This is a genomic window from Pseudactinotalea sp. Z1748, assembly GCF_049725185.1.
Lineage (GTDB): Bacteria > Actinomycetota > Actinomycetes > Actinomycetales > Beutenbergiaceae > CALKWS01.
The window spans coordinates 14,954-29,896 of the sequence record NZ_JBMPQB010000005.1; the positions used below are offsets into that span (position 1 = coordinate 14,954).

Here is a 14,943-nt window from a genome sequence, read left to right on the forward strand (position 1 = left end):
TCCTCCCCACCGTCCTTCGTACCAGGTCCCGTGGCACCGAAGTGAAAGTCCACTGAGCCCAAATACCAGTTACGTCACTCGAGTTAGACGTCGGCAAGGGCGTCTAACTCGAGTTGGCTCATTTCGTTAGTGCGTGATTCGAGTGCGAAAAGGTCGCGAGCACCGCACTGAGCATCCAGAAGATGATCCACCAACTCCGTACTCTGCGCTCAGCGATTCCGGGTGCTCCTCCCGGTCCAGGTCGGCTCAGTGCGCACGTTGGTGTCGTTTTCGCTGCTGCGGCCGCTGCGTGGGGTGAGGGTGTCGATGACCTGCCCGTCGGTGAAGGCGTCCCCGTGCCAGCGAAAGTGGAAGGAGGTCCAACCGCGCGCCTTGACCATCCGCGACCCGACGATAAACCCCCGAAACGCCCCGACGGAAGATCCGACCTGCTTGCTTGGCCGCTTGGTGCAGGACTGCGATCTTGGCTTCCTCCTCGGTATGCTCGCGCCCCAAGAGCCCAAGACCTTCGCGCAGCACGTCACTGGCGTTCAGCAGTGACTCAACGAAGTTGTGCTGATGCTCACTCAGAACGACATTTCTCGTCGGCACGGCGACCATGTCCGTTGGCATCGGATGCCACCAGTCTTCGTCGTTTGACTAGCCGAGCGATGAGGTCGGTAAGAGTCATGCGGCAGTAGCGCGGCCCCGCGTCCCGCTGGCGTGATTTTCTTTGTTTAGCGGCTGGTGCTCACGACTACTTCCCGGGTGTCTATTGCGGATTAGAATCCCTGCATGTCCGTAAACCTCAAGGATGTCGCCAAACGGGCGGGCGTCTCGGTTCCCACGGCATCCCGAGTCCTGTCCGGCAGCACCTATCCGGTCCTGCCGGAGTTACGGCGGCGGGTCGAAGTCGCTGCCGCCGAACTCGACTACGTCCCCAACGCCCAGGCTCAAGGCCTGTTGCGTGGCAATACCGGGATGATCGGGGTGCTCGCCGGAGACGTCGGTGACCCCTACTTCTCGCAGATGATCAACGGTATTCATGAAGTGGCGACGCGCAGGCAACTGCTAGTGGCGATCTGCCAGACCGAGCGTGACGTGGAACAGGAACTGGCCTACTTCAAGATGCTGCAGGCACACCGGGCCGCGGTGGTCATCCTGGCGGGGTCGGGATTGGCCGATGAGGACTACCGCCGCCGGGTGTCGGCGCGGGCCTCCTCTTACCTGGCCAGCGGCGGTCGGGTGGTCTCGATCGGTACTCCGATCGCCAATGTGGACAACGTGCGAGTGGACAATACTGCCGGTGCCCGTGCCCTGGCCGAGCATCTGGTGGATCTTGGACACCGCCACGTGGGGGTCCTGGCTGGTCCGGCCAACGTCGGCTCCACAGTGGAACGGCTCGATGGGTTACGGCACGTCGTCGAAAGCGCTGGTGGCGCCCTGACCGTGCGGCACGGGGCGGCCACCCGCGACGACGCCTACGGCGGGGCGGGTGAACTGCTGGCCGACCATCCGGCGATCACGGCGCTGGTCGGTTCGGCTGACCAGATGGCCATGGGTGCGATGGCCTGGCTACGCGACCACGGCAAGGACGTGCCCGGCGATGTTTCCGTGGCTGGGTTCAACGACATCGATGTGGCCCGGGATCTGACCCCGGCGCTGACCACGGTGCGGCTGCCGTTGCGCAAGATGGGTGAGTCGGCGCTGACGATCGCCCTGGCGGAACCGGATCCGAACGCCAGCAGCGGAGTGCGGTGGTTGAGCACCGAACTGCTGGTCCGCAAGTCCACGGGCCCGGCCCCCGCCGCTTCCTGACCGGGTTGGCTGGAAACGATGAGCCGGTAACGGCACTGCCCGGGCTCCTGCGGCAGGGAGCCCGGGCAGCACGATGAGCGCAGAGAGCGCGAATTACTGCGGCAGCGGCGCCGGCCGGACTGGCTGTCCGGTGCGCCCGGATTCGTACACCGCCTCGATGAAGGCCACGGCGTTGCGGGCCTGCTCCGGGGTGACCAGCGCGGGTGCGTCATTGCGGACCGCTTGGACGAAGTCCAGCAGTTGGCGGTGCTGCAGGTGCTCGGTTTCGGACAGTTCGCTCTCCTCCAGCGGCAGCACTTCCAGGTCGGGTTCCTGGGCGCCGTCGACGGTCTGGAAATGGGTGACCTCCTCCTTGACCGTCACGATCGTGCCACGGTCACCCATGATGTTGACCCGGATCTGCGGCGGTGAGTGCGCCGCAGTCGTGGCCAGGAACGTCATGAACGCTCCGCTCTGCAACCGGGCGGTGATGGTCACGGTGTCCTCGACCTCGATCCGCTCGTGGGCGAGCAGCCCGGTGTGGGCGTAGACCTCCTCAACGTCTCCTAGCAGCCACAGCGCCAGGTCCACCAGGTGCACCCCCTGGTTCATCAGAGCCCCGCCGCCATCCATCGCCCAGGTGCCGCGCCAACCGGCGGAGTCGTAGTACTCCTGGGTGCGCCACAGCGGCACCTCGATGGCCGCCGAGGTGATGCGTCCCAGCCCGCCGTCGTCGATGAGTTGTTTGATGTACTGGTTGGCCGGGGCGAACCGGCGCTGGCTGACCACTGAGAGCACCTTGCCCGAGGTGCGGGCGGCCTGCAGGATCTCATCGGCCGCCGCCACGGAGATGTCGATCGGCTTCTCCAACAGCACGTGTTTGCCGGCTTGTAGGGCGGCGATAGTCAGGTCGCGGTGCAGACCCGACGGGACCGCGATCACCACTGCATCCATGTCCTCCAGGGCGAGGAGTTCCTCCACGCTGCTCACCCCGGGCACGTCGTGGGTCCGGGCGAACTCCTGGACCAGGGCTGCGTTGGTGTCAAAGACGCCAGCGAGGGACACCGGGGTATCGGCAGCCGTGAATCGTTCCACGTGTTGGCGGCCGATGATGCCTAGGCCGATCACGCCGATAGCGAGGTTGTCGGAGCCGGTGCTCATCGGGCGCCCTCCAGGGCCTCGTTGATAGCGGTCAGGACGACGACGGGGGACAGAAGTTGCTCGGCGCTCAACGTGGGTTGGCCTGCCTGGGCCGCCTCGACGAACGAATCCAGCGCCGGGGCGTTGTAGTCCGGTCCCAAACTGAGTTCGCTGGCGATCACGCCGCGGGTGTGGATGGCGGTGGCGTGGAAGGGCACGCGGCCATCGTCCTGCGGCACCACGAACGTGAAGGTCACGACGGTGCGACCGATGGTCGTGCTGGCCCAGACGGTGTCACCCTCGCGACTGGCCTGCACCCTCAGGTCGCCGGGTCGTAGCACCGGGTTGCCCAGGATCTCACACGCGGTTTCGACGTGGTGGATGCCGTAGAAGAACAGGCCGGCGTATTCGCTGTCCGGGTCGGCCGGGCCTACGACGTGCACATGGCGCAGCGGGCCATGCTCGGCGTGGTCGGTGGTGAACTGGGAAATTTCCGGAACGAACCGCAGCGCCGAAGCGGAGACCAGGGTGCTGCCGCTGTCCTGAGCAACGTCCAGCAGCGCTGCGGCATCCTCGATCGTCGTGGCCAGCGGCTTGTCCACCAGCACCGGTAGCCCGGCGCGTAGCAGAGGCTCGGCGGCGCTGCGGTGCAGGCCACCGTCCCGGTTGCACACGATGGCGGCATCGACGTGACCGAGCAGGTCGGTGGGCTCCTCGACGATGACGTCCAGACCGCCGTACTCGGCAAGTTTGATGTTGTGCTCGCTGCGGCCACCGGCCAAGGCCACAGCGCGGTGACCGGGGTGACGGTCCTCGAGGTTGAGCAAACGGATGAAGTGCTTGACGTGGGAGTTCTCGGTGCCGACGAAGCCGACGCGCATGACCTTAATCCTTGACAGGGGGAAGAAGTACGAGGTCCAGTGTTGCCTGCAAGCGCTTGCACGTCAAGAAGGCCGACTGCGATCTGCGGGTTGGCAGGCACGGCTGCTTCACCCTGGCTCATGGCCATGGCTGCTCCTTGCTCGGCCACCATGTCCACCCCGCCCTGAACGCCAGGCTGGCGTGCAGTTCCATCGCAGCCAGGTTCACCACGTGGTTGTACAGGCGTCGCTGGGTCAGGTCCGTCAGGGGGCTCGGCGGGCCCTCGCGCGTGCGGCTGCCACCACCTCGCCGTCGGCCTCCGCGCGCCTGCGCTCGTCCCAGCGCGTTGACCAGGGGCTGATGCCCTCATGGTGCCCAGTACCCCGGGCTCCTGCGCACGGTGTCCAGGCCTCGATGGTTCCAGGGATTCTCGCGAGTCGAGTGCAAGCGCTTGCACGGATCGGGTTAGGCTGGTGGAGTCCACGACCACCGGAAGAGGAGTCATGCCCAACGATCCTCAGATCTACGTCGCCATCCGACCCGACGAGTACGCCAAACTCTTCGACATCGCCACCACAGACGCGCTCAAACGACTTGGAACGGTGAGGTTCGCCGAGGGCGAGGGGAAGATGGCGCTGCCCAGCGACGTGGCCGACACCACCGACGTACTGGTCACCTCCTGGAGCACTGAGCCCTTCGACCCCGCACTGGTACACGGGTCCCGGCTGCGTCTGGCCGTGCACACCGCCGGCACCATCCGAGGACTGTTCCCCAAGTCCGTGTTGGACAGCGGGCTGCGGGTGGCCCAGGGCGGGGCCGCGGCGATGGCGCTTCCGGTCGCCGAGATGGCACTGACCTTGACCCTCGCGCTGCTGCGGAACCTGCACACCCATGACCGCGGCCTGCAGACCACCCGCGACTGGGTCACCGGTGGCACCGGCATGCTGGGCAGGAGCATCCAGGCCCAGCACATCGGCATCGTGGGGCTGAGCCGCACCGGACGCCATTACGCCCGGATGCTCCGGGGCCTGGGAGTGCAGCGCATCAGTGCCTATGACCCCTATGTCTCCGCCGAGGACGCCCAGGCCCTGGGCGTGCAGTTGGTGGAGCTGGACGAGTTATTCGCCACCAGCGACGTGGTCGCGGCACACGCCCCGGTCACTCCCCAGACCCGCGGCCTGATCGGCGCCGAGACCCTCCGACTCTTGCGCGATGGTGCCACCTTCATCAACACCGCACGCTCGGCCATCACTGATGAGGCGGCCCTGATCGCAGAACTTACCTCCGGACGGATCAATGCGGGCCTGGACGTCTTCGATGCCGAGCCGCTGCCCTCTGACAGCCCGTTGTTCGGACTGCCCAACGTGCTGCTCACCCCCCATGTGGCCGGCGGAACCATTGAGGCCCGGTTCGCCCAGGGAGCCACCGTGGTCGCCGAGATCGAACGGTTCCTGCGGGGCGACCAACTCCAGCACGAGGTGACCGCCGAGATCTACGATCGGCTCTCCTGATGGGACAGGCCCGCGCGAGCGACGTCCGCCCGGTGGACTTCCGGGTGGAGTTCGTCGATGTGGCGCTCGATCCGCCGTTCGTCATCTCCGGGCGACCGATGACCCACTTCACCGCCGCGGCGGTGCACCTGGATGTCCAGACGCGGGACGGGCGCGCAGCCACCGGGCTCGGGGCGAGCATGCTCTCGGTGCCCTGGGCATGGCCGAGTAGGGGAGCCGAAGTCCCCGGTCCCGACATCGAGGCACGCGACGACGTTCTGCGAGGGCTGGTGCACACCTTCGCCGACCAGGTACTGGCCGGAGTGGGCGGCGACCCCTTCGACATCTGGCGCCCGATCTATCACCGCCTGGATGAGACACTGACGCTGGCCGCACGCTCCGCCGGATCGCCTCCGATACCGCGATTGGCCGGACTGCTGGCCCTGGCGGCGGTCGACAACGCGGTTCACGATGCCTGGTCCCGAGCGGCCGGACGGTCCGTCTACGAGATGTATTCTGATGAGTACCTGAACGAGGACCTGGGTTGGGCAGGGCTGCCCGGTACCTACCCGGGAGACCACTTGGGCCAGCCGCGGAATGCCATTCCGGTGCAGCACGTCCTTGGGGTCGGGGACCCATTGACCGATGCCGCGGCCGGGGCCGAGCCAGGCGCGCGCAGCCTCAACTCCTGGATGGCGGCGGAGGGCATCAAGGATCTGAAACTCAAGTTGCAGGGGTCCCCGTCGGCCGATGCTGAGCGGATCGCAGCGGTGTACCGAGTCGGGAGCGCGGCCAGGGATGATGTGACCCTGTCCATCGACCCCAACGAGGCCTACGGCACCGTCGCTGAACTGGATCAGATGCTCGATGAGCTCGAGACCCTGGCTCCCCGGGCTGCCGCCGCGGTCACCTACCTCGAGCAGCCCTTCCCTCGCGATGTCGCCCCCGACGCGGAGCAGATGAAGGCGCTGGCCAGGCGGACCCCGCTTCTGATGGATGAGGGGTATTCCCGGCTGAGCCAACTCGATGACCTGGTGGACCGGGGATGGTCGGGTGTGGTGATCAAGGCCTCCAAGGGGCAGAGCCACGCGATGGCGACCTACGCCATCGCCCGATCGCGCGGGTTGCAGGTCGTCATCCAGGACCTGACCACCACCGGCGCGGCTCTCGAGCACTCCATCGGCCTGGCCAGCGCGCTGCAGGTGACCTGGCCGCACCTGGAGTACAACAGCCGGCAATACGCCCCCGGCGCAAACGAGGAGTTGGCGGCCCGCTCACCCGGCCTGGTGACCGTGCGGGACGGACAGGTGCGGTTTACCCGGGCGGCCTCCGGACTGTACGGGGCGTGAGAGTGGCTGCGATCGCGTAGCAGTGCACCTCGAGTTGCCGAAACGGCCTTCGCGGCCCGATCGGACAGTAATCTACGCATGACGAAGAGTGCCTCTTGTCCGTGTAAGGACGATGACGACGCCGCAGAATGCCCGGGTCGCCATGGCGCTGCGCTGTCGCTGGCGGGGGAAGGGTACATGACGAAGTGGATCGTCCGGCGGTGGGCTCGCTATGGCCATGACCGTCTCTACGTCGCTACGCCGGACGGTGCAGACCTCGGGTATCTCGACCTGAACACGGGCAGATATCACTCCGATACGCTGGCCGATCTGACGTTGCTCAAGGCGGCACTCGCAGAGCACCAGGGGCGGAGCGCTCAGGCCGCGGTGCCGATCTCACAGCCCGTGCGGCGGGAGCCCTATCCGCCCGCGCCTGCGCCATTGTCATCTGTGCCAACCTGGGACCCATATCCGGCAAGTGCGGCGATCGTCGCGTCAGCCCACTACTCGGCACCGCCGCCCGGGTGGGACCTCAGCGCCAACCAGCCCGGAGCCGCAGCCCGAGAGTGCGCTCTTGCCGAGCGCGAGGCGCAGGGTCGCGTGCGGCATTGGCTTGCCCGCTTCGTGGGAGCGAAAACGCAGGAAAGGTCTTGGCGTATCGGCGCCGACGGCGAACAAGCCGTAGCCGAGCAACTTTCCCTGCTCGGCGGGCAGTGGCGTGTCCTTCACGCCGTGCCTGTCGGGGAGCGCGGCTCGGACATCGACCATGTCGTGATCGGCCCGACCGGCGTGTTCACAGTCAACACGAAGAACCATCCGCACGCCTCGGTCTGGGTGGGCGGCAACACGTTCATGGTCAACGGGCAACGTGTGCCCTACATCCGCAACAGCCGCCACGAGGCGCGGCGAGCGGCACGGCTGCTGAGCGAGCAAGTCGGGTTCCCTGTCGATGCCGTGGGAGTCGTTGCCGTTGTAGGCGCGCGGCGGGGCCTGACCGTGAAGCGTCAGCCCGTGGACGGCCGCGTCGTCGTGGTGCCCCGCAGGCGCATCAGCCGGTACCTGGCGGGTCTACCGGCACGCTTCAACGCACGCGAGGTTGAGGCGGTTTTCCAGGTCGCCCGCCGCTCGACCACTTGGCGACCATGACGGATCAGCCGCACCCGTGGCGTTGGTCAGAGCCGCTCGGCAACGCGCCGGGCAGCGACTGAGAGCACTTCCCACGCAGTGGCGAAGGGAGGCGCGTAGGCCAGGTCCATCCATGCCAGATCGTCGACGGTGCCACCCAACCAGAGCGTGGCGGCTGCCGCATCGATGCGTTTACCCGCCCCGTGGCCGCCCACGATCTGGGCGCCGAGCAACCGCCGCGTGCTGCGTTCCGCCACCACCTTGATCGCGATCGGCTCGGCCTCCGGCATGTAGCCCGACGCCGTAGTGCCCTCGAGCGTGGCGGCGAGGACATCCAGCCCCGCCTCGCCCGCAACCTCCTCGGTCAGGCCCGTCATCGCAATCTCGAGGTACTGGTCACCGCCGACGAAGCGGGTAATCGCTGTGCCGAGGGCTCCATCGAAGGTGAGCCGGCTGTCAGGGTCAGCGAGGTTGTCCCCCAGCGCCCGGCCCAATTTGTTGGCATGCGTGCCCAGTGGCAAGAAGTGGGGTTCGTCCAGGAGCCGGTGGTGCACCTCGCAGCAGTCGCCGGCAGCCCACACCCCGCGCGCAGGGTCGACGCGGCCCCGAGAGTCGGGCAGCAGCCCACCCCGACGGCCCAGCGGCACCTGCCCGGAGACCAGTTCGGTTCGGGGAGACAGGCCCATCGCAAGCACCACCAGTTCGCCCGGCACATGCTGCCCGTCGGCGGTCCGCGCTCCGGTGACGCGGCCGGCCTCAACGTCCAGTCCGGTCACCTCGGCCCCCTCGCGGACGTCCGCCCCTGCCTTGCGCATGGTATCGACGAGCCGTTGGCGCATTTCCGAGTCGAGAGTGTGCATGAACCGACCGCGAGTCAGGAGTGTGCACCGGTGTCCGCGCGCCAGCGCTGCCTCGACCATCTCCAGGCCGATGTAGCCACCGCCGGCAACGATCACGTCACCGCCCGCCGCCATCCGGTCCAGCCACTCCCGGCCATCGTCGAGCGTGGACACCGCGCCCGTCCCCGGCAGCGGGTCGCCGTCCTCATCCTGAGCCCAGTCCGGCACGACCGGTGCAGCGCCCGTGGCGATGACGAGATCGTCGTAGCCGGTCTCCTCAACTCCGTGGTGGCCTTGCACCGTCAGGGTCCGTGCATCGAGGTCGACGGCGGTCACCCGCGTGCCCATCCGCAGGTCGATCCCGGCCGCGCGGTGCTGCTCTGCGGTCCGCGCGACCAGCGCGTCCTGGGAGTCCACTTGCCCGGCCACCAAGTAGGGCAGGCCGCATGCGCTGTAGGAGGTGTGCGATGTGGCCTCGTAGGCCACGATCGAGACCTCGCGGCCGGTCCGCCGGGCCGCTCGCAACGCCTGGTGAGCTGCGGCCATACCGGCAGCGTCGGCTCCTATCACCACGATCCTGTGCGTCATGGCCTCGACTTTCCCACACCGCCGGGCGCCGGACACCCGCATCTGCAACCCGGTGTGCGCGGGCGCTGGAAACGGTCACGGGATGCCCGAGCCGCTGAATACCCGGGCCGCAGTGGGCCCTGCCATCCCGGCGCCGCTTCGGCCTCAAGCACCGGCACGGCCTCGCGTGAGAGCTTCGGCCCGACGCGGCGTGAGAGGTCTGCGGGCGTCAAGGAGCCCGCAGCCCATCGGGGCTGAGCCGAAGCCTGGCCCGGCTCAGCCCCGATCCGGCCCACTCGGGCTTCAGTCCAACACGCTCGCGCACTGACCGGAGACCGGCCCCTGCACCTGATTCTGGCCACCCACGGGCGTCTCGTCGTTTCCGGAACAGTTCAGCGGCCCGGCGATCTGATTGCCTTCCAGTCGGACCCCACCGGTGGAGCCGGTGATGTGCACGCCGCCGGCGATGTCGTTGCCCCGAAGGTGCACGTCAACTGCTCCGGCGCTGCGCAGCGGGCCCCGAGTGGTGGAGTCGGTCAGGACGACAGAGGCGCCCTCGGCCACGGTGATCGGGCCGGCAAGGTCGGCATCGGTGATGCAGGTGGTGCCCTCCCGTAATTGCAGCGCTCCGCGGTGCGTGCCTTCGATGGTCTGATCGCACACCGGTTCATCCGCTGTGAGGTGGTAGCGGAAGACGTTGGTGTCATTGGCGTAGAACACATCGGAATCGGCAACCGTGGAGCGTTGGACGCCGGAGGAGACCAGCACTTCCACCTGACCCCGAGCAGGGTCGAACTGGAAGAGCCGACCACCGGCATTGCCGTAGATGTGACCGTCTGCGGCGTTGTGGGTGAGAGCGCCCGCAGTTCCCCAGATGTTGGAGTGGGCGATCCCGGAGTCGATCACGGCGGTGATCTCGTGTTCGACGGTGTCGTACTCAACAAGGTCCCCGGCGTCCGTCATGGCCCACAGCCGGCCATCGCCGTCGAACTCGATGCTGTGCACGACTTCGGCTCCGGGAACCGCGCTCGAGGAGATCAGGCCGTCCTGCACGTCCCACGCGAAGATCTCTGCGGCCTCCTGCGTGGGTGTCGAGTCAAGTCCACCGTGGATCGACGTGCCGCCGTAGACAACACCATCGGCGTAAGCAAGGTCGGTGACGCTCTGGTCCTCGACTACGTCACGGTGGGTCTCGGACTCTCCGGTCACCGGGTCGAACAAGGTGAGCGCTCCGCCCAACTCGCCGTAATTGGGGATTGTGCCGGCAGCGACAACGTCGCCCGCGCTGATCATGTGCCGCGGGCGGTCCTGGCCGGTTGCGTCCCGGCCGAGTGTGAGGACATGGCGCGGGTTCGTGCCCCACTCCCAGGTCTCGCCGGCCTCGGCGGTGTAGAACTCGGCGTTCGGGTAGGTCCCGATGACCGTGAGGTCGTCATGGGCGGTGATCGAGTCCGCCTGCTCCGGTCCGTCCAACTGGGTGACGGTGTTGGTCCCGGGGTCGATGCTGGCCATCACGCCCGGGCTCAGGTAGGCACCGACGTAGACCTGGCCATCGCCACCGGGGGCGAGGGACATGATCGTCACCGGTGCGCCCTCGGCGTCGGAGGCCACGACATCGCCGTGTCCGGTCTCCACGTTGTAGCGCCAGATCTGACCGTCGGCGCGTACACCGATCAGGGTGCTGCCGGGGAACTCCGCCAGGCCGAGGTCGGCCAGGAAGACCTGGCTGGTCTGCCCGATCTCCTCGGCGATCGCAGAATCCTGCAGTCCGATGTCGAATGCTTCACGCGCGTCGATGTCGTAACCCCAGGCAACGTCGTCGCTGTCGAGGTAGTAGAACGCGCCGTCAGCGGTCTCCGTGGTGTAGTGCCACATCCCGGCAACAGGCAGGGAGTCGATCCACTCCTCACCGTCGTGAACGTGGGCGGTGGCGCCATTCACGACGCGGTGGGAGATGAGCCGGAGGTCCTCGTAGCGCTCGACGCGCTGAATGAACTCGCCGCTTTGGGCGACCGGCTCGGGGAGATCGATCGTCGTGGTCTCCCCTCCGGCGGGGTCGATCGAGATGAGTTGCGCCGGCGTGCCGCCACCGACCCACACCTCATCGTCGTCGGCGTGTAGCCCCCAGGCATAGTCTCCCTCGGGGATGGTGCGCCCGAACTCGGTGATCTCATCGGTGTCCCGGTCCAGGGCGAAGAGGTTCGCGTTCGGGTAGGTGGCCCCGTAAAGGGTGGAACCGTGGGAGTCGAGTGTGCGGAGCATCTGCTCACCGGCGACACCGGAGGCGAGTTCGGTCAACTCCCCGGTCTCGGGCGCATAACGCCACAAGGTGCCGTCGTTGGGTCCACGGACGCTGAGATGCACTGTGCCATCCTCGGCCACATCAATTGCTGAGGCCACGGAGTACGGCTCCATGTAGTGCCGGTCCAACAGTTCCCCATCACGCAGGTCCACCATGTTGAAACTGACCGGCTCACCGTCGGAGAACAGATAGCCCACCGGCGTGCCGTCGGCGAGTTCGCCGACTCCGGACAGCCGCACGTTGACCGAGTGCATCGCCACCCCCAGGTCGGTGGTCTGACCCCCTGAGGTGCTGGCCCCGGCTGAGCCAGGGGTGGCGGAGGCTGGTGCGAACGCCAGGCCCACGGCCAGTGCCGTGCCGGCGGTAGCGACCAATCCGCGGCGCACGGGGCGCGGGATTCGGTGCGCAGTGCTGTCTTGCCATGACATGCGATCTCCTGTCATCGAAATCGGATCTGCGCGTGGTGGCGCGCACCGCTCCGGCTCGCGCCACCACGCTTCATGCGGTCAAGCCCTGTATTCCGATCGATCACCCCACCTGATCCAGCACCGACAGGACCTGGACGAGCAGGTCGGTTTGAGCCTGCTCGCTGAGGGTGTCAGGTTCCTTAGGGTTCTCTAGATGTTGGGTGACCCGCTCCAGCGTCTGCGCGGCAGGGTCGGGGCGGTCTCCCTCCAGGTGCTGCGCGGCCTGGTCCAAGGCGTTGGACAGTTGATGGGCGATCGGCCCGGCAATGTCGCCGGCTTCGATGTAGGCGGCCAGATCGGTCTGTACGATCTGCACCTGCTGCACCGGTGTACTCGTACCGCCACCACCGCCGTCGGGCACCCACCGGTACAGCGAACCACCGCGGTTATAGTAGTAGCTTCCGTTCCGGTCGATCGCGAGGTTCTGCAGGCCGGTCTGCACGGTCGTGAGCCGCCAGGTTTCCGGGTCGAGTTCGAAGAGTCTGCCAGCGGTGACGCCCACCAGGGTGCCGTCGTTCCAGAACAGGTCCCTCGTGGTCCAGTACGCTGCGGAGTCGTCGGCGTTGAAGTAGCGCTGGCTGCGGACCACCTCCATCGTGGCGACATCGACTTGGAAGATCGTGTTGGCGGTCATGCCCCACAAGTAGCCCTCGTCGTCGAACGTCAGACCGGAAACGTTCTGCTCGCCCGGTACGGGTACCCCGTAGTCAATGACTTCATGACTCTGAGGGTCGAACGTGAACAACCGTCCCTCCGAGGTCGTCGGTTCAACACCCAGGCCACCCCAGATGCCGGTTCCGCCGTAGAACATTCCGTCCCGATAGGCCAGATTGAGCACACTCTGGTCCTCGATCGGCTCTTCAATGACCTCAAAGTCGCCGGTATCCGGGTTGAGGATGGAAAGTCCGCCACCGAGGTGGCCATAGTCCGGTACCGACCCGACCACGACCACCTCGCCGGACGAGGCGTAACCAACCGGCCTGTCCTGTCCGTGGCCGATCACGACCCCGTCATCCGGATTGGAACCGAAGTCCCAGTCCTCACCGGTGTCATACGTGCGCAGTCGCGCACCGGGATAGGTGCCGATCACGAGGTAGTCGTTGTGGGCGATCATTCCCTCGACCTGACCGGACATCGGCAGTTGTTCGTGTTCGCCGGTGTCGGCATCGACCCTGCTGACACCGGGGGGAGAAGCGTAGCCGCCCACCCACACGTCCCCCTCCGGGCCCGTGGCAAGGGAACGGATCTGGAATGGAGTGCCGACGGCATCACTGGCTGTGCTTCTGGTCTCTCCGGTTTCAGGGTTCCAGACGTGGAATTCCGCGCTACTGGTGGCGGTCACGAGGGACTCACCAGGAAACCCGTCCAGGTCGACCTCTTGGATCGCCCAGCCCCGGGTCGATGCGCCGCCAAGATCCATCGAGATGTCGCGCCGTTCCTGTGTCTGCAGGTCGTAAGCGATCATGCCGCCACCGACGAACGGGATGAGCACCTCGGTGCGCTCCACCCCGGAGTCGGTCGTCGACACGGGAGGTGAGGCGGCCAGGCCGACACCGTTCTCGATGGTGTCGATCCACTCCTCGGTCTGCAGGTCGTAGACCAGGATGTCGTTCGAGGGCGTGATCCTGACGAGAAGTTTGTCCTGCGCCAGGTCGACGTCGTAGGCAAACTCTTGGTCGTTGTAACCCGCCGGCAACGCCATCTCGGTCGCATCACCGCTCGCGATATCGAGCCTGGTCAAGGCCGGCGTAGTTCCACCACCAGCGAAGATCTCACCATCGCCCACCGCGATGCTACGCACGTAAGAGTTGTCTTCAACCTGCTGGCCGAAGTCCTGCCATTCATCCGATGCGGGGTCGTAGGAGAGCACCTTTCCACCTGGGTAGGTCCCGAAGTAGACGGTCCCGTCCTCGTCGGTGTCGGCATCCCAGAAGTACGTCTCTCCCAGGGGTTGTGCGGCGAACTGCTCGAAACTCAGGTCATCGGGATCGAAGACGTAGACCTGTCCGGAGGAGGTGGCGATGTACACCCTGCGATCGGGCGCGGTGGCGTAGGCCCAGGTGAGAGTGCTGCCCTCGACCACCTCGGTGGTCAGGAGTTCACCTGTGAGAATGTCGACCGCGCTGAACTGCGAAGGTGAGCCTCCGGCGACGACGAGGCCGATGTTGCGCCCGTTCGCGTCCTGGGTGAATCCGGCTCCGGCATTGGTCACGCCTAGAATCGGCTCGCCCAGTGGCTCTTCGACCCCGGCGGTCTCATCGCTTTCGCTGGGCCTGAAAGAGACGTTGTCCACCCAGCCATCAGAAACCCCGCCAATGGTGGTGTCGATCAGTACCTGCCCCTGGGTGGCACCTTCGGGGGCTGCGACGTCAACGTAGTAGCGCGCCCACGAGCCAGGCGTGGGAGACACGTGTTCGTATTCAAGTGAGAGGCGCTCGCCGTCGTCGTCGAGGAAGATGACCGACGGCTGGAGTGTGCCGGAGTTGACGTACACGTCCAGGGCCAGTTCATAGGTTTCGCCCTCCTGGACGTCGATAGAGTCCGAGCGCAGCGCATACCCGCGTTCGGTGCTCTCATCCAACACCCGCATGCTCCACGACCCATCGCTGGCCCGGGTGTCATCTGCCCAGAACGCCTCGACCGAGGTAGCCCACATAGGATGCCAGTTCGACGGCCAACCCTCATCGTCGCGTTCCTCGAAACTGTGGTTGGCCACCAGGTTCTCGCTGGTCTCATCAAGGAGTTGATCGGGGCCGGCCACATCGGCGCCTGCCGCCGGCGCCAAGAGCCCCAGGGCGGCAATAGCCGCCACGGATGTCAGGATGCGTCGTCGCATGGTTTCTCCATTCCGCGTTCACCGCCGTGGTGAAGCAGATCGCGCCGATGACATCGTCGACGGCTGGACCTGCTCGCTTGCAATCGCTTGCAAATGGAAACCTACCGATGGTCGCGATCGGCTGTCAACCGACCGATGGCCGATCAGAAACCGCGCGTAGGCCGGCACCTTGCCTCGGCCGGGACCCGGTGGGCCCTCGGTTCCGGTGACGC

The 14,943-nt window shown here is 66.6% G+C and carries 9 protein-coding genes and 1 pseudogene; 4 read left to right on the forward strand and 6 right to left on the reverse strand.

Going from position 1 to position 14,943, the window contains the following annotated elements; translation table 11 throughout:
• Window positions 1–236: 236 nt before the first annotated feature.
• Window positions 237–398, reverse strand: a pseudogene (locus tag ACO0LU_RS11775) (IS1634 family transposase); the annotation flags it as partial.
• Between the two features lie 376 nt (window positions 399–774).
• Here ACO0LU_RS11775 and ACO0LU_RS11780 point away from each other — a divergent pair.
• Window positions 775–1,797: a LacI family DNA-binding transcriptional regulator gene (locus ACO0LU_RS11780; RefSeq protein ID WP_424791551.1), complete on the forward strand. Its 1,023-nt coding sequence runs from the start codon at window positions 775–777 to the stop codon at window positions 1,795–1,797.
• A 93-nt stretch (window positions 1,798–1,890) separates the two neighbouring features.
• Here ACO0LU_RS11780 and ACO0LU_RS11785 read toward each other — a convergent pair whose 3' ends face one another.
• Together ACO0LU_RS11785 and ACO0LU_RS11790 are read right to left on the reverse strand one after the other, a co-directional pair.
• Entirely contained in the window at window positions 1,891–2,937 is a 1,047-nt protein-coding gene (locus tag ACO0LU_RS11785; RefSeq protein ID WP_424791552.1) for a Gfo/Idh/MocA family protein, read from the reverse strand.
• Window positions 2,934–3,797 carry a Gfo/Idh/MocA family protein gene (locus ACO0LU_RS11790; protein ID WP_424791553.1) on the reverse strand — a complete coding sequence of 288 codons (864 nt, stop codon included), beginning with the start codon at window positions 3,795–3,797 and terminating at the stop codon, window positions 2,934–2,936. Before ACO0LU_RS11790 ends, ACO0LU_RS11785 begins: the two co-directional genes overlap by 4 nt.
• Before the next feature lie 483 nt (window positions 3,798–4,280).
• On the opposite strand from ACO0LU_RS11790, the gene ACO0LU_RS11795 reads away from it, so the two are divergent.
• The 3 genes from ACO0LU_RS11795 to ACO0LU_RS11805 all read left to right on the forward strand — a co-directional run bounded on the left by ACO0LU_RS11795 (window position 4,281) and on the right by ACO0LU_RS11805 (window position 7,741).
• Entirely contained in the window at window positions 4,281–5,288 is a 1,008-nt protein-coding gene (locus ACO0LU_RS11795; RefSeq protein ID WP_424791554.1) for a hydroxyacid dehydrogenase, read from the forward strand.
• Window positions 5,288–6,616: an enolase C-terminal domain-like protein gene (locus ACO0LU_RS11800; protein WP_424791555.1), complete on the forward strand. Its 1,329-nt coding sequence runs from the start codon at window positions 5,288–5,290 to the stop codon at window positions 6,614–6,616. The genes ACO0LU_RS11795 and ACO0LU_RS11800 overlap by 1 nt, the downstream gene beginning before the upstream one ends.
• A 177-nt stretch (window positions 6,617–6,793) precedes the next feature.
• A complete protein-coding gene (locus ACO0LU_RS11805; RefSeq protein WP_424791556.1) occupies window positions 6,794–7,741 on the forward strand; it encodes a nuclease-related domain-containing protein in 948 nt (315 codons plus the stop codon).
• 26 nt (window positions 7,742–7,767) lie between these two features.
• Here the strand turns inward: ACO0LU_RS11805 and ACO0LU_RS11810 are convergent, their stop codons facing one another.
• The 3 genes from ACO0LU_RS11810 to ACO0LU_RS11820 form a co-directional block, all read right to left on the reverse strand.
• Window positions 7,768–9,147 carry an FAD-dependent oxidoreductase gene (locus ACO0LU_RS11810; protein ID WP_424791557.1) on the reverse strand — a complete coding sequence of 460 codons (1,380 nt, stop codon included), beginning with the start codon at window positions 9,145–9,147 and terminating at the stop codon, window positions 7,768–7,770.
• Between the two features lie 282 nt (window positions 9,148–9,429).
• Window positions 9,430–11,856 (reverse strand): hypothetical protein, encoded by a 2,427-nt coding sequence (locus tag ACO0LU_RS11815; protein ID WP_424791558.1) that lies wholly within the window; start codon window positions 11,854–11,856, stop codon window positions 9,430–9,432.
• Window positions 11,857–11,956: 100 nt separating this feature from the next.
• Window positions 11,957–14,731 (reverse strand): FIMAH domain-containing protein, encoded by a 2,775-nt coding sequence (locus ACO0LU_RS11820; protein ID WP_424791559.1) that lies wholly within the window; start codon window positions 14,729–14,731, stop codon window positions 11,957–11,959.
• Between the last annotated feature and the right edge of the window lie 212 nt (window positions 14,732–14,943).